Below are 15,261 nucleotides of genomic sequence, written 5' to 3'. Positions count from 1 at the left end.
ATGCGCACTCCGACACCCGAACATCCGCACAGAAACGGACATATAGCTACAGAACGCACTTGCGACTCGCTCGGTGCAGCGGGTAGGGCTAGTAAGGACACACACCCCTACACGCCGGCTTCGGAGGCGCCGCACACCGCAGTGCACGTACTGGCTTCGGCAGCCATATGCCGAGAACGATGGAGGACACCCATGTCACCCCGGCTCGACGCATCGCCTACCCCGATCGCGACGTCGACACCCCCACCGGAACAACTGGATCATCCCATCGACCCCCTCGACCCCTTCGAGGGCCTCCCGGAGATCCCCCCCTACGACGAGATCGGCCCGGTCGACGCGCGGGCCCTGTCCAAGACCCTCTTCGAGCGCCTGGAGTCGCTGGAGGAAGGGACGCACGAGCACGCGTACGTCCGCAACACCCTCGTCGAGCTCAACCTCGCGCTCGTCAAGTTCGCCGCCTCCCGCTTCCGCTCCCGCAGCGAGCCGATGGAGGACATCATCCAGGTCGGCACCATCGGCCTGATCAAGGCGATCGACCGCTTCGAGCTCTCCCGCGGCGTCGAGTTCCCCACCTTCGCGATGCCGACCATCATCGGCGAGATCAAGCGGTTCTTCCGTGACACCTCGTGGTCCGTGCGCGTCCCGCGCCGGCTCCAGGAGCTGCGGCTCGACCTGGCCAAGGCCGGCGACGAGCTGGCGCAGCAACTGGACCGCGCCCCCACGGTCGCGGAACTGGCCGAGCGGCTGGGCATCTCCACCGACGAGGTCGTCGAGGGCATGGCCGCCTCGAACGCCTACACCGCCGCGTCGCTGGACGCCCAGCCGGATGAGGACGAGTCCGAGGGCGCGCTCGCGGACCGCATCGGATACGAGGACCACGGGCTCGAAGGCATCGAGTACATCGAGTCGCTCAAGCCCCTGATCGCCGAACTCCCGCCCCGGGACCGCAAGATCCTCTCCCTGCGGTTCGTGGCGAACATGACCCAGTCGGAGATCGGCGAGGAACTCGGCATCTCCCAGATGCACGTGTCCCGGCTGCTGTCGCGCACGCTGGTACGGCTGCGCAAGGGGCTGACCGTGGAGGAGTGAGCTCCGCGCGGAACCCGCGCTTCCGCGCACTGCGGTGAGCGGCCCGGCCGGACGGCCGGGCCGCTCCGCCGTCCCGTCACCCACCCCGCCGGGGTGCCGGGTGCCCAGCGACCCAACCGTTATGCGGTTCCTCACGGAAACCTCTGCCCGGCGCCTTCCCCGTCCACCACTATGGGTCCCCAAACTGACTGGTATGTCAGCGGCCTTCTCGGGACGGAGGGTGTTGCATGGCTGAGCGGGGCCACGCCACGGCGGGGGACCACGACAACGCGCCGGACGCACGGCTGACCGAACTGCTGCGCTCCCACGCGCCCACGGCCTACCCGGCGTTGCGGGAGCTGCGCCGCCGCCACCACCCGGCGGTCCTCGCCTACGCCCGGCTGTGCGCGACGAGCGAGCCCGCGGCCCGCCGGCTGGCGGCGGAGACGTTCACCACGGCGGCCCGCGAGACGGCCCGGGGTGTCGAACCGCCCCTCCCCCTGCGCCACCGGCTGCTGCTGCTCACCGTGCGGCTGGCGGCGGACTGGGCGCGCGACGAACGCGCCGCGGGCGTCGACCCGGGCCTGCTGCTGGTGCTGACCACGGCCGGCCGCCCCGGGGGCCCGACCCCGCCCCTGCTCCCGGCCTTCCAGTCACTGCCGTCCCGCGCCCAGGGACTGCTCTGGTACGGCGTCCTCGACGCGGAACCCGAGGAGCGCACCGCCGCCTTCCTCGGCCTCGGCCGCGCGGACGTCCCCCACGACACCCCGCGGGCCCTCACCGCCCTGGCCCGGGCCTGCCTGCGGCACCGGCTGGCCGCCTCCGACGACCCGCGCTGCGCGGACTTCCGGCGGCTGATCGAGGAGGCGGTACGGCCGGACGCCCCGCGTCGCAGCGCCGACCTGGACACCCACATGGCGCGCTGCCCGCACTGCACGGCCGCGTTCGAGGAGTCGCGGGCGCTGCGGGACGCGCCCCGGCAGACCCTGGCCGAGGGCCTGCTGCCGTGGCACGGGACGGCGTACCTGCGCCGGGACGAGCGCCCCGGACCCGCCGCCGCACCCGCGACGGCGGACCCGCCGGGCCGGCCGCCCCGCGGACGCGTCCTGCTGGGCTCGGCGGCCCTGGGCGTGGCGTTGACCCCGCTGCTGGTCTTCCTGTTCGGCCCCGCGCACTCCACCGACCGCCGCCCGGCGACGACCCCCGCGCCCTCCCCGGTGACGGTGACGGCAACGGTCTCGCTCCCCCCGCCTCCGTCCCCCTCCCACTCCCCGTCCCCCACGTCCAAGCCCTCGTCCCCCACCCCGACTTCGCCCCGCCCGACTCCCACCCCGCCCCGCCGCGCGACCCCCCGCCCGACGCCCCCGCCCGCCCCGCCGGGCGCCGCCTACGCCCAGGTGGTCAACCTCGCCACGGGCCGATGCCTGGACGTCCGAGACGGCGACCTGGCGAAGGGCAACGACGTCGTCACGGCCCCCTGCGGCTCCTCCGCGACCCAGCGCTGGAGCGTCGACGCCTCCCTGGGCGTGCTCCGCTCGGCGGCCGACGACGACTTCTGCCTGGACAGCCGGGGCTCGGCCGACCGGGGCGTGGGCATCTGGGAGTGCGACTCGGTCCACGGCCGCAACGGCGTAAACCTCCGCTTCACCGTCGGCCCCGACGGCACGATCCGCCCGGCCGTCGCCACCGGCACGGCGGTGACCCCGGACGAAGGCGACGGCGTGTCCCTGCGCGCCCTGTCCGGCGGGCGGGGGCAGCGGTGGCGGGCGGGGGCACGGTGAGCGTCCGCCGCGCTCACACCACCCGGACCCCGCGCCGCCACACGCCGCTGACCAGGGGTACGCCCGGGCGGTAGGCCAGGTGCACGTGGCTGGGGGCGTCCAGGAGGGTCAGGTCGGCCAGGGCGCCGGGGGTGAGGCGGCCGATGTCCGTGCGGCGCAGGGCCGCCGCGCCGCCCGCCGTGGCCGACCAGACCGCCTCGTCCGGGGTCATCCGCATGTCGCGGACGGCCAGGGCGATGCAGAAGGGGAGGGAGGAGGTGAAGGACGAGCCGGGGTTGCAGTCGGTGGACAGGGCGACCGTCACGCCCGCGTCCAGCAGCCGGCGGGCGTCCGGCCACTCGGCGCGGGTGGAGAACTCGGCGCCGGGGAGCAGGGTGGCGACCGTCGCGCTGTTGGCCAGGGCGTCCACGTCCGCGTCCGTGAGGTGGGTGCAGTGGTCGGCGCTGGCCGCGTCCAGTTCGACGGCCAGCTGGACGCCGGGGCCGTGGGAGAGCTGGTTGGCGTGGATGCGCGGGTGCAGGCCCTTCGCCTTGCCGGCCGTGAGGACGGCGCGGGCCTGGTCGCCGTCGAAGGCGCCCTTCTCGCAGAAGACGTCGATCCAGCGGGCGTGCGGCGCGCAGGCGTCCAGCATCTCGCCGGTGACCAGGGCGACGTAGGCGGCCGGGTCGTCGGCGTAGTCCGGGGAGACGATGTGCGCGCCGAGGTAGGTCACCTCGTCGGTGTGCCGCGCCGCGAGGCGCAGGGCGCGGGACTCGTCCTCGACGGTGAGGCCGTAGCCCGACTTGGTCTCGAAGGTGGTCGTGCCCTGGCGGAGGGCCTCGTCGAGGTAACGGGTGAGGTTCGCCTCCAGTTCCGCGTCGCTCGCGGCGCGGGTGGCCGCGACCGTGGTGCGGATGCCGCCGGCCGTGTAGGAGCGGCCGGACATGCGGGCGTTGAACTCCTGCGTCCGGTCGCCCGCGAAGACCAGGTGGGAGTGGGAGTCCACGAAGCCCGGCAGCACCGCCCGGCCGCCCGCGTCGACCCGGTTGTCAGTGGCGGGTGCTTTGCTTGACTCACCGGTCCACACGACACGGTCGCCGTCGATGACGACGGCCGCGTCCTGGACCAGACCGAGGGGGGAGCCGTCACCGAGGGAGGGGTCGTTGGTGACCAGCGTGGCGATGTTGGTGATGACGGTGCTGCTGCTCATGGTGTCGTCCTCGTGGGGGTCGGCGTTGCTCAGCCGCGCAGGGCTTCGACGGCGGCGGCCAGCGCCTGCGGCACATGGGGTACGAGCGTGTGCACGCCGTCGCGTACGACGTGCCGGCCGCCCACGACCGTGTGCCGTACGTCCGCCGCGCTCGCCGCGAATACGGCCGTCTCGGCGCCCAGCCTGGGCAGTGTCCCGGCCGTCCTGACCGAGTCCAGGGCGATCGTCGTCAGGTCGGCGAGCGCGCCGGGCTCGATGGCGCCGGCGTCGTCCCAGCCGAGGGCGGCGTGGCCGTCGGCGGTGGCGGCCCGCAGCAGGGCGGCGGCCGTCCAGTGGCCCCGGGTGCGGCTGCGCAGCCGCTCGTTCAGCTCCATGGCGCGCGCCTCTTCGAGCAGGTCGACGACGGCGTGGCTGTCGGAGCCGAGGGAGAGCGGGGAGCCGGCCCGCTGGAGGGCGACGGCCGGGCCGATGCCGTCGGCCAGGTCCCGCTCGGTCGTGGGGCACATGCAGGTGCCGGTGCCCGAGTCGCCGAGCAGGGTGATGTCCTCGTCGGTGAGGTGGGTGTTGTGCACCCCGGTGGTCCGCGGCCCGAGGACGCCGTGGTCGGCGAGCAGCCGGGTGGGCGTGCGGCCGTGCGCGGCGAGGCAGGCGTCGTTCTCGGCGGTCTGCTCCGACAGGTGCACGTGCAGCGGGGCCCGCCGCTCCTCGGCCCAGCGTGCCACGGTCGCCAACTGCCCGGCGGGCACGGCCCGTACGGAGTGGATCGCCGCCCCGATCCGCGCGTGGTCCCGTTCCTTGAGAACTGAACAGCGTTCGGCCCAGGCCTCCGCGCTGCCGTCGGAGAACCGCTGCTGGTGTGCGGTGGGCGGCTCGCCGAAGCCGGCGGAGAGGTAGCAGGTGTCGAGGAGGGTGATCCGGATACCGGCCTCGGCGGCGGCGGCGATCAGCGCCTCCCCCATGGCGTTGGGGTCGGCGTAGGGGGTGCCGCCGGGGGCGTGGTGCACGTAGTGGAACTCGCCGGCACAGGTGATGCCGGCGAGGGCCATCTCGGCGTACACCGCGCGGGCCAGGGCGTGGTAGGTCTCCGGGGTCAGCCGTTCGGCGACGGAGTACATCACCTCGCGCCAGGTCCAGAAGGTCCCGGAGCCGACCTGGACGGTGCCGCGCAGCGCCCGGTGGAAGGCGTGGCTGTGGGCGTTGGCGAGCCCGGGCAGGGTGAGCCCGCGCAGCACCTCGGCGCCGGGCGGCGGCGTGGGCGTCCCGGTGCGGACGGCAGCGAACCGCCCGTCCGCCACCTCCACGGTGACCCCGGGCTCGACGTAGGTGCCGAGCCAGGCGTGCTCCAGCCAGTAGGTCCCCTTGGTCACCTGCGGACCAGTCCTTCCAGTACGTCGGCGAGTGCGCGCACCCCGGCCAGGCAGTCGTCCTCGGCGGCGGACTCGGCCGGGGAGTGCGAGACACCGGTGGGGTTGCGTACGAACAGCATGGCGGTCGGGATGCTCCCGGAGAGGATGCCGGCGTCGTGTCCCGCACCGGTCCCGAGGACGGGCACCTTCAGGCCGGTGTCCTCGCCCAGGATGCGGCCGAGTTCGTCCCGCAGGGCGTGGTCGAACTCCACGACCGGGGTGAAGGACTCCCGGACGACGTCGAGGTCGACGCCGTGGGCGTCGGCGTACTCCCGGGCCGCCTTCTCGATGCCGCCCACCACCGTGTCCAGGGTGTCCTGGTCGGCGGCCCGGGAGTCGAGCCACCCGCGTACGAGGGACGGGATCGCGTTCACCCCGTTGGGCTCGACGGCGATCTTCCCGAAGGTGGCCACGGCACCGGCGAGTTCGGCCTCGCGGCGGGCGGCGAGCACGGTCTCGGCGTACGACAGCATGGGGTCGCGGCGGTCCACCAGCCGGGTGGTGCCGGCGTGGTTGGCCTCGCCCCGGAAGTCGAACCGCCACCGCCCGTGCGGCCAGATGGCGCTGGCGACGCCGACCGGGTCGCCGGACAGGTCCAGCGCGCGGCCCTGTTCGACGTGCAGCTCCACGAAGGCGCCGATCCGGGCCAGCCGCTCGGGGTCGGGCCCGATGGCGTCGGGGTCGTACCCGGCCGCCTCCATGGCCCGGGGCAGGGTGGTCCCGTCCCCGTCGGTGAGCCGGTGGGCCTGCTCGGCGGTGAGCTGCCCGGCGGTGAGCCGGGAGCCGACGCAGGCGAGCCCGAACCGGGCGCCCTCCTCGTCCCCGAAGTTGACGATGGCGAGCGGCTTGGCGAACTCGACGTCCCGGCCGCGCAGTTCGTCCAGCGCGGCGAAGGACGACACGACCCCGAGGGGCCCGTCGAAGGCCCCGCCGTCGGGCACGGAGTCCAGGTGCGACCCGGTGACGACGGCGTCCCCGGCGGCCGGGTCCCCCAGCCAGGCCCACTGGTTCCCGTTCCGGTCGACCTCGTAGGCCAGCCCGCGGTCCTCGGCCTGCTGCCGGAACCAGGCCCGGCACTCGGCGTCCGCCCCGGTCCAGGCGTAGCGCCGGTAACCGCCGGAGTCGGGGTGCCGGCCAACGGGGAGCAGCTCGCGCCACATCTCCTGGAAGGAGGTCCCGGGCCGGCGGCGGTCGTTCCGCTGGGCGAGCGAGTCGCCGTGCCTGCCCTCGCCCACCGTCACGCCTCGTCACCCTCACGCATGGGCACCCGGACCCCCCGCTCGGCCGCGACCGACTCGGCGATGTCGTAGCCCGCGTCCACGTGCCGGATGACGCCCATCCCGGGGTCGTTGGTGAGGACGCGCCGGATCTTCTCGCCGCCCAGCTTCGTACCGTCGGCCACGGTGACCTGACCGGCGTGGATGGACCGCCCCATGCCCACGCCGCCACCGTGGTGGATGGACACCCAGGAGGCGCCCGAGGCGACGTTGACCATCGCGTTCAGCAGCGGCCAGTCGGCGATCGCGTCGGACCCGTCGAGCATGGCCTCGGTCTCCCGGTACGGCGAGGCGACGGACCCGCAGTCGAGGTGGTCACGGCCGATGGCCAGCGGCGCGGCCAGCTCACCGCTCGCCACCATGTCGTTGAACCGCTCGCCGGCCTTGTCCCGCTCGCCGTAGCCGAGCCAGCAGATGCGGGCGGGCAGGCCCTGGAAGTGGACGCGCTCGCCGGCCATCTTGATCCAGCGGGCGAGGGACTCGTTCTCGGGGAACAGCTCCAGGATCGCCTTGTCGGTCTTGGCGATGTCGGCCGGGTCGCCGGACAGGGCCGCCCAGCGGAAGGGGCCCTTGCCCTCGCAGAACAGCGGGCGGATGTAGGCGGGGACGAAGCCGGGGAAGGCGAACGCCCGGTCGTAGCCGGCGAGCTGGGCCTCGCCCCGGATGGAGTTGCCGTAGTCGAAGACCTCGGCGCCGGCGTCCATGAAGCCGACCATGGCCTCCACGTGCTTCGCCATGGACTCACGCGCGCGGGTGGTGAAGCCGGCCGGGTCCTTGGCCGCCTCGGCGGCCATGTCCTCGAAGGCCACGCCCACCGGGAGGTACGCCAGCGGGTCGTGGGCGGAGGTCTGGTCGGTGACGATGTCGATGGGGGCGTTCATCGCGAGGAGCTGCGGGACCAGTTCGGCCGCGTTGCCGAGGACGCCGATGGACAGCGGGCGGCGCGCGTCCCGGGCCTCCACGGCCAGTTGGAGCGCGTGGTCCAGGGAGTCGGCCTTGACGTCCAGGTAGCGGTGCTCGATGCGGCGCTCGATGGCGCGCGGGTCGCAGTCGACGCAGATCGCGACGCCGTCGTTCATGGTCACGGCGAGCGGCTGGGCGCCGCCCATGCCGCCGAGGCCGGCGGTCAGGGTGATGGTGCCGGCCAGGGTGCCGCCGAACTTCTTCGCGGCGACGGCGGCGAAGGTCTCGTAGGTGCCCTGGAGGATGCCCTGGGTGCCGATGTAGATCCAGGAGCCGGCGGTCATCTGGCCGTACATGGTCAGGCCGAGGGCCTCCAGGCGGCGGAACTCCTCCCAGTTGGCCCAGTCGCCGACCAGGTTGGAGTTGGCGATGAGGACGCGCGGGGCCCACTCGTGGGTCTGCATCACGCCGACCGGGCGGCCGGACTGGACCAGCATGGTCTCGTCCTGCTTGAGGGTCTTCAGGGTGCGGACCATGGCGTCGAAGGAGCGCCAGTCACGGGCGGCCTTGCCGGTGCCGCCGTAGACGACGAGCTTGTCGGGGTGCTCGGCGACCTCGGGGTCGAGATTGTTCTGGAGCATGCGCAGGGCGGCTTCCTGCTGCCAGCCCAGGGCGTTCAGTTCCGTGCCGCGCGGTGCTCGTACGGGGCGGGGTCCCGACATCGTCTGCCTCCTCCTGTGCCTACGTCTATTCACATCCTGTAGGTCTGAATAGAGCTAGTCAATACGCCGGGACGGCCCCGTCCGCGCGCGGCGGGTGTTTGGCTGGAAGCACCGGTAGCCGGGAGTAGGACGGAGAAGCCGTGGCGGAGATCGAGACGGTCGGGGACATCGGGAACGAGGCACGGGGGCGGGCGGCCCGCCGGGACCGGGCCGTGCGGGCCGCCGTCGAGCGGGGGCTGCTGGGTCCGGACGCGGCCGTGGTGGGCCTGCTGGACGTCGTCGGCATCCGGGAGTCGGCGGCGGCGCTGCGGGCGGCGTTCGACGCGGTCGTGCCGCCCGGCACACCGGTGCTGCACGCCTTCGCGGTGAAGGCGACCCCGCTGGTGCCGGTGGTGCGGCTGCTGCACGAGGCGGGCATCGGCGCGGAGGTGGCGAGCCCCGGCGAGCTCGCGCTGGCCCGGACGGCCGGGGTGCCGCCCGCCCGGACGGTGCTGGACTCGCCGGCCAAGACCCCGGCCGAGTTGCGCGAGGCGCTGGCCCTGGGCATCGCGGTGAACGCGGACAACCCGCAGGAGCTGGACCGGCTCGACGCCCTCGTGCGCGCCGCGCCCACCCGGTCCCCGCTCGGGCTCCGGGTCAACCCGCAGATCGGCGGCGGCACCATCGGGGCGACCTCCACGGCGACGCGGACCTCGAAGTTCGGGGTGGCGCTGCGGGACGCGGGGGCGCGCGACTGGGTCGTCCGGGCGTACGCGGAGCGGCCGTGGCTGACCCGGCTGCACGCGCACACCGGCTCGCAGGGCATCCCGCTGCCGCTGCTGGCGCGGGGCGTGGCGGAGGTGTACGCGCTCGCGGAGGAGATCAACGCGGTCGTCGGGCGGCGGCAGGTCGACACGGTCGACATCGGCGGCGGCCTGCCGGTGAACCTCGCGTCGGAGGAGACGGCACCGTCGTACGCCGCCTACGCGCGGCTGCTCGCCGAGCAGGTGCCGGGGCTGTTCGACGGGCGGTACGGGCTGGTGACCGAGTTCGGGCGGTCGCTGCTGGCCAAGTACGGGACGGTGGTGGCCCGGGTGGAGTACGCCAAGAGCGCGGGCGGGCGGCGGATCGCGGTGACGCACGCGGGCGTGCAGGTGGCGACGCGGACGGTGTACGTGCCCGGGGCGTGGCCGCTGCGGATCGCCGCGTACGACGCCGGGGGGCGGCCGAAGGCGGGGCCGGAGGTGGTGCAGGACGTGGCCGGGCCGGCCTGCTTCTCGGGCGACCTGCTCGCCGAGGGACGCGCGCTGCCACTGCTGGAGCAGGGCGACTACGCGGCGGCGCTGGACACGGGCGCGTACTACTTCGCCCACCACTACGCGTACAACTCCCTCGCCCGGCCGGGCATCCACGGCTACGCGCCGGACGGCGAGGGGGGCGTCGCCTTCGCCACCGTACGGGAGCCGCAGACCGTCGCGGAGGTGGTGGCGGAGTCGGGAGGGGCGCACGCGTCCGCGCTGACCGGCCTGCCGGGCGCCACCGGCGGGCGCCCCGCGCCGCGGTGATCAACTCCCGTGTCCCACAGGTCAGTTGACCCACACTAGTACGCCCGGCGCATGTTCCAACGGAAAATGCCAAAGGCCTCACCTCCCGCACACACGTTGCGTAGTGTCGGCGTCACTCAACCGGAGTCCCAGGCGGGAGGGGAGCCACGGTGCCCGGAATCGACGAGTGCCTGCTGGAAGCGATGCGGTTGCCCGGTGCCCGGGGAGCCGCCCTGGTGGACTGGACGAGCGGACTGGCCCTCGGCGCGGTCGGGGAGGCGCCCGGCGGCGACCACGAGACGACCGCCGCCGAGGCCGCCGAACTCGCCCGGATGGCCGCCGAGCACGGCACCTTCGCGGCGGGCGGCGACGACCTGCCCCCCGTGGAGGACGTGATCATCAGCAACGGGGACAGCTACCACCTGCTGCGCTTCGTGGACACGTCCTTCGACAGCAGCGTGTTCCTGCACCTGTGGCTCGGCCGCGAGGAGGGCAACCTCGCGCTCGCCCGGATCCGGCTCGGTGAGATGGCCGCCCGGCTGGTGCTGGGATGACCGTGGTCAGCACCCCGCCGCCGGCCCTCCCGGTCCGGGACAAGGGGGCCGGGCGCGCCCTGTCCCCGATGCTCACCCGGCTCGCCGAGGAGCGGGCCACCGGCGTCCTGGTCCGCGAACACGGCGTCCTGCACCTCGCCGAGGGCCGGGTGGTGCACGCCGAGAGCCCCCTCGCCCCCGGCCTCGACGTGCTCCTCACGGCCCACGGCACCCTCGCGGCCACCGCCTGGCAGCAGGCGGCGGCACGGACCACGGGACCCCTGCTCGCGGCCGAACTCCTGCTGCGCTCCGGGGTGCTGCCCACCGGTGCGCTGGAACTGTGCCATCTGGACGCGCTGTACGACGCCGGGTACTTCGCGCTGGCGCCGAGCAGCACGCCGGGACGGTTCCGGTACGACTCCACGCCCCGGCTCGGCCCGCTGCCCTCGGTGCCGGTGGTCGCGCTGGAGCGCGAGACATTGCGCCGCCGGCTGCTGCTGCACCGGCTGTGGCCCGACCCGGCCGCCGACACCGCCCCGCTGATCCGGGCGGACCCGGCCACCGGCCGCGCCCCGGCGAACCCGGCCGGGCCCACCACGCCGGGCATCCGGGCCGCCCGGGCCGCCCCCGCCACCCCGGTGACACCCCGGCAGCGGGCCGTCCTGGACCGCGTGGACGGCGTCCGCACGGCCGCCGACATCGCCCGGAACCTGGGCCGGCAGGCGTTCCACACGCTGGTCGACGTGCGCCGGCTGACGGCGGCCGGGGAGATCGCACCCGCGCCCACGGCCCCCGCCCCGCCACCACCGCCGCCCTACCAGGTCACCACCGACCCCGACATCGCGCTGCTGAAGAGGCTCAGGGATGCGCTGGAGGCGCTTTGAACGGCACCGCCCCGCCGAGAGGAGAGACCTGATGGTGGCCGAAGAGGACCTGCGGACCGTCCTGGAGGAGCTGCTGCGGCTGCGCACCCGGGTACCGCAGCTCACCGGCGCCCTCGCGGCCGGCGTCGACGGACTCGTCGTCGCCCACGACACCCCCGGGGTCGACCCGGAGGGCCTGGCCGCGCTCACCGCCGCCGCGCTCGGCGTCGCCGTGCGGGTCACGGACGCCACCGGGCACGGCGGCTTCCGGGAGCTGCTGGTGCGCGGCGAGCGCGGCTACATCGCCACCTACGCGGCCGGCCGCACCGCCGTCCTGACCCTGCTCGCGCAGGACCGGGTCAACGTCGGCCGGCTGCACCTGGAGGGGCGCCGGGCCGGCGCCCGCATCGGGGAGCTGCTGGACGCCGCCGAGGCCGTACGCCCGCTCCCGAGGACCACCCCCGCACGGACCCGCACCCCCCGCGCGCCCCGCACCACCGCCGCCGAGGCGCGCACCGCAACCGACAGCTGAAAGGACCACCATGGCCAACACCGAAACCGCGCTGAAGGAAGCCCTCACCTCCATAGAGGGCGCCACCGGTGTCGCGCTCGTCGACTACACCAGCGGGATGGCGCTGGGCACGATGGGCGGCAGCAAGACCTTCGACCTGAACGTGGCCGCCGCCGGCAACACCGACGTCATCCGCGCCAAGATGCGCACGATGGAGATGCTCGGCCTCAAGGGCGGCATCGAGGACATCCTGATCACCCTCTCCGACCAGTACCACCTGATCCGCCTGCTCAGCAGCCGCGGCGGCAACGGGCTGTTCCTGTACCTGGTCCTCGACTCCGGCCGGGCCAACCTGGCGATGGCCCGGCACCAGCTCAAGCGGATCGAGGAGGAGCTGGAGGTCTGACGGCGGCTCAGACCAGTGCGGCGGTACGGCGGCGGGCCCCGCCCGGGGCCGCGTCGCCGGCCGCGACGCCCGTACCGCGCAGGCCCTTGACGGCCTTGCCCGCCGGGCGCCCGCCGCGCCGGTCGAGCCAGTCGACGCGCACCCACAGCAGCGTCTCCCGGGCCCGCTCCAGCCGCCCGAGCCACGCGGCCTTCAGCCGCAGCCCGGTGCCGAGCCCGGCCAGCAGCATGCCGCCGGCCGCGGGCACGGCGAAGGCGGACCCGAGCGCGACCGCCCAGCCCAGCAGCAGCCACCAGCGGTGGCCCCGGCGCCAGGCGCGCACGGTCACCGCCCGGTCCTGGAGCACGTCGTACTTGCCCGCGCGGACCGCTTCGCGGGAGAGGGCGGTGTACCGGCCCCGCCGGACGAGTGCCACGACGGCCGCGCCGACGAGGAACAGCGCCGCCCCCGCCAGCACGCCGATCCGGCGCCCGGTCACCCCCTCCGGCACGGCCCCGATCCCTGCGGCGACCACCCCGAGCCACCACATCGGTGCGGCCCCGGCCCGTACGACGACGGCCACCCGAGCCAGTCCCTGTCCTCCGCGTCCTCCGCGCGCCACGTCAGCCTCCCGTGTCACGAGTCCCCTGCGCATGTGTCTCGTAGGGAAGCTAATAGCAGAACGTGAGACGAATCTGAGAGGGGCGGGGCCCGGTCATTCCACGAACAGGCCGCGGGCCGCCGCCTTCGCGTCGAACTCCTCCAGGCGGGCCTGGGCGTCCGGCAGGTCGTCGCACAGCGCCTCCAGCAGCACCCGGCCGAGCAGCATCGGCGCGCACGCGGTGTCGAAGGCGAGCCCGGTGCCGACGGCGGCGGGCAGCAGCAGGTCGGAGTACTTGGCGACCGGCGCGAACGCGGAGTCGGCGACGGTGACCACGGTCAGGCCGGCGTCCTTGGCGTAGGCGAGGGTGTCCACGACCTCGCGCGGGTGCCGGGGCAGCGCGAAGCAGAGCAGGGCGGTGGCGCCCGCGCGGACGGCGGCGTCGATGCGGTCGTGGATCATCGTGCCGCCCTCGTGGAGCAGCCGGACGTCCGGGTGCACCTTGGCGGCGAAGTAGGAGAAGCCGTACGCCTGGGAGGCGGCGGCGCGCAGGCCGAGCACCGGCAGCGGGCGGGAGGCGGCGAGGATCCGGCCGGCCCGCTGCACCGGGCGGGGGTCGGCGAGCAGGTCGGCGAGGTGCCTGAGGTTCTCGATCTCGGCCTCGACGGCCTGCTGGTACTCGTTGTAGGCGCAGACCCCGGCGGCCGGTTCGGCCGGGACGACCTCGCGCAGGTGCTTGCGCAGGGCGGGATAGCCGTCGAAGCCGAGGGCGACCGCGAACCGGGTCACCGACGGCTGGCTGACCCCGGCCAGTTCGGCCAGTTCCACGCTGGACAGGAAGGGCACGTCGGCGGCCCGGCGCACCATGCTGTGCGCGATGCGCCGCTGGGTCGGCGTGAGCCGGTGGCCCTCGAAGAGCGCCTGCAATCGGTTGGCAGGGCTGTCGGTCCCGCTCATCACGTACTCCCCCTCCGGATTCCTCGACGCCCCGGGAGAGTACAGCGCCGAGGCATTGACAAACACGGGCCTTCTATTCAGACAGTGTGTCGCTGCATACCGTTATACAGCCCAGTGTGGGGAGAACGCATGGCTCGGCTCGTGGAACTGCGCTCCATCGACGTCGTCCCGGACGAGGAACGGCACGGCACGGCCTTCAGCCAGTTCACGCTCTGGCTCGGGGCCAACCTCCAGATCACGGCCGTCGTCACGGGCGCCCTGGCGGTCGTCTTCGGCGGGGACGTGGTGTGGTCGGTCGTCGGCCTGCTGCTCGGCAACCTGCTCGGCGGCGCCGTGATGGCCCTGCACTCCGCCCAGGGCCCGAAACTCGGCCTGCCGCAGATGATCCAGTCGCGGGCGCAGTTCGGGGTGCGCGGGGCGGTCGTACCGCTGCTGCTGGTGATCGTGATGTACGTCGGCTTCTTCGCGTCCGGCAGCGTGCTCGCCGGGCAGGCGGTGGGCGAGCTGACCCACACGGACGACACCACCGGGATCGTCGTCTTCGCGGTCGTCACGGCGGTCATGGCGACCGCCGGCTACCGGGTCATCCACGCCCTCGGCCGGGTCACGAGCATCGTCTGCGCGCTCGCCTTCGTCTACCTCGCCGTACGCCTCCTGGACCGCGCCGACACCTCCGCGCTGCTGCACGACGCGCACTTCTCGCTGCCGGTGTTCCTGCTGGCGGTGTCCCTGTCGGCGTCCTGGCAGCTGGCGTTCGGCCCGTACGTGGCGGACTACTCGCGCTATCTGCCGCGGACGACGTCCACGAAGGCCACCTTCTGGTGGACGCTGTCCGGCTCGGCGCTGGGCTCCCAGTGGTCGATGACCTTCGGGGTGCTGGTCGCGGCCACGGCGGGCGAGACGTTCCTGGACAGCCAGGTCGGTTACGTCGTCGCGCTCGGCGGCACGGGCCTGGCCGCGTCCTTCTTCTCCTTCGTCATCGCGCTCGGCAAGCTCACCGTCAACGTCCTCAACACCTACGGCGGCTTCATGTCGATGGTGACGAGCGTGAGCGGCTTCCGCGGGCAGCGGCGGCTGTCCCGGGCGGGCCGGGCCGCGTACATCGGGCTGGTGATGGCCGCCGGGACCGCGGTGGCCCTGCTGGGCAAGGACAGCTTCCTGTCCTCCTTCAAGGACTTCCTGCTGTTCCTGCTGACCTTCTTCACGCCCTGGTCGGCGATCAACCTGGTCGACTACTACTTGATCTCCAAGGAGCGGTACGACCTCCCGGCCCTCGCCGACCCGCACGGCCGCTACGGCGCCTGGCGCTGGGACGCCCTCGCCGTGTACGCGGCCGGTCTGCTCGCCCAGCTGCCGTTCCTCGCCACGAGCTTCTACACCGGCCCGCTGGTGGACCCGCTGGGCGGTGCGGACATCTCCTGGATCGTCGGTCTGGCCGTACCGGCGCTGCTGTACTGGCTGGTCGCGCGGCGCGACACGGCGGCCGGCCCGAACGCCGACCGGGGGGCTAACCCCAGTGCCGTCGAGCCGGCCGCTCCCTAG

At 74.0% G+C, this 15,261-nt stretch carries 14 protein-coding genes; 8 read left to right on the top strand and 6 right to left on the bottom strand.

Annotation, left to right across the window (positions count from 1 at the left end; genetic code table 11):
• Positions 1–192: 192 nt before the first annotated feature.
• A complete protein-coding gene (locus tag AQJ11_RS42660) occupies positions 193–1,089 on the top strand; it encodes an RNA polymerase sigma factor SigF (RefSeq protein WP_014673131.1) in 897 nt (298 codons plus the stop codon).
• Between the two features lie 227 nt (positions 1,090–1,316).
• On the top strand, positions 1,317–2,849 hold the full coding sequence (locus AQJ11_RS42655; protein WP_059267050.1) for an RICIN domain-containing protein: 1,533 nt from the start codon (positions 1,317–1,319) through the stop codon (positions 2,847–2,849).
• Between the two features lie 13 nt (positions 2,850–2,862).
• Here the strand turns inward: AQJ11_RS42655 and hutI are convergent, their stop codons facing one another.
• From hutI to hutU, 4 genes are read right to left on the bottom strand one after another with little or no spacing between them, the layout of a single operon-like run.
• Positions 2,863–4,038 (bottom strand): imidazolonepropionase, encoded by a 1,176-nt coding sequence (gene hutI, locus AQJ11_RS42650; RefSeq protein ID WP_059267049.1) that lies wholly within the window; start codon positions 4,036–4,038, stop codon positions 2,863–2,865.
• Between the two features lie 29 nt (positions 4,039–4,067).
• The gene (locus tag AQJ11_RS42645; RefSeq protein ID WP_059267048.1) at positions 4,068–5,405 is read right to left on the bottom strand and encodes a formimidoylglutamate deiminase; all 1,338 of its coding nucleotides are present in this window, start codon (positions 5,403–5,405) and stop codon (positions 4,068–4,070) included.
• Complete coding sequence (locus AQJ11_RS42640) at positions 5,402–6,685, bottom strand: allantoate amidohydrolase (protein WP_059267047.1); 1,284 nt, start codon at positions 6,683–6,685, stop codon at positions 5,402–5,404. The genes AQJ11_RS42645 and AQJ11_RS42640 overlap by 4 nt, the downstream gene beginning before the upstream one ends.
• The gene (hutU, locus tag AQJ11_RS42635) at positions 6,682–8,346 is read right to left on the bottom strand and encodes a urocanate hydratase (RefSeq protein WP_014673136.1); all 1,665 of its coding nucleotides are present in this window, start codon (positions 8,344–8,346) and stop codon (positions 6,682–6,684) included. Before hutU ends, AQJ11_RS42640 begins: the two co-directional genes overlap by 4 nt.
• Before the next feature lie 140 nt (positions 8,347–8,486).
• On the opposite strand from hutU, the gene AQJ11_RS42630 reads away from it, so the two are divergent.
• From AQJ11_RS42630 to AQJ11_RS42610, 5 genes are all read left to right on the top strand, one after another.
• Positions 8,487–9,890, top strand: a complete 1,404-nt coding sequence (locus AQJ11_RS42630) for a type III PLP-dependent enzyme domain-containing protein (protein ID WP_059267046.1) — start codon at positions 8,487–8,489, stop codon at positions 9,888–9,890.
• A gap of 149 nt (positions 9,891–10,039) precedes the next feature.
• Complete coding sequence (locus AQJ11_RS42625) at positions 10,040–10,423, top strand: hypothetical protein (RefSeq protein WP_014673138.1); 384 nt, start codon at positions 10,040–10,042, stop codon at positions 10,421–10,423.
• A complete protein-coding gene (locus AQJ11_RS42620; protein WP_059267045.1) occupies positions 10,420–11,286 on the top strand; it encodes a hypothetical protein in 867 nt (288 codons plus the stop codon). Before AQJ11_RS42625 ends, AQJ11_RS42620 begins: the two co-directional genes overlap by 4 nt.
• A 31-nt stretch (positions 11,287–11,317) precedes the next feature.
• Positions 11,318–11,797: a roadblock/LC7 domain-containing protein gene (locus AQJ11_RS42615; protein WP_014673140.1), complete on the top strand. Its 480-nt coding sequence runs from the start codon at positions 11,318–11,320 to the stop codon at positions 11,795–11,797.
• A gap of 10 nt (positions 11,798–11,807) precedes the next feature.
• Positions 11,808–12,182, top strand: coding sequence for a roadblock/LC7 domain-containing protein (locus AQJ11_RS42610; RefSeq protein WP_014673141.1), 375 nt, complete (start codon positions 11,808–11,810; stop codon positions 12,180–12,182).
• A gap of 7 nt (positions 12,183–12,189) precedes the next feature.
• On the opposite strand, the gene AQJ11_RS42605 is transcribed toward AQJ11_RS42610, so the two are convergent.
• Positions 12,190–12,744, bottom strand: a complete 555-nt coding sequence (locus AQJ11_RS42605; protein ID WP_014673142.1) for a hypothetical protein — start codon at positions 12,742–12,744, stop codon at positions 12,190–12,192.
• 132 nt (positions 12,745–12,876) lie between these two features.
• On the bottom strand, positions 12,877–13,719 hold the full coding sequence (locus AQJ11_RS42600) for a MurR/RpiR family transcriptional regulator (RefSeq protein WP_208616755.1): 843 nt from the start codon (positions 13,717–13,719) through the stop codon (positions 12,877–12,879).
• A gap of 129 nt (positions 13,720–13,848) precedes the next feature.
• Between AQJ11_RS42600 and AQJ11_RS42595 the strand changes: the two genes are divergently transcribed.
• Positions 13,849–15,261: a purine-cytosine permease family protein gene (locus tag AQJ11_RS42595; protein WP_058080801.1), complete on the top strand. Its 1,413-nt coding sequence runs from the start codon at positions 13,849–13,851 to the stop codon at positions 15,259–15,261.

It is taken from the genome of Streptomyces corchorusii (assembly GCF_001514055.1).
In the GTDB taxonomy this organism is placed as follows: Bacteria; Actinomycetota; Actinomycetes; order Streptomycetales; family Streptomycetaceae; genus Streptomyces; species Streptomyces olivaceoviridis.
Note: the sequence above shows the minus strand (reverse complement) of the source record. Positions and strands in the feature narration are given on the sequence as shown.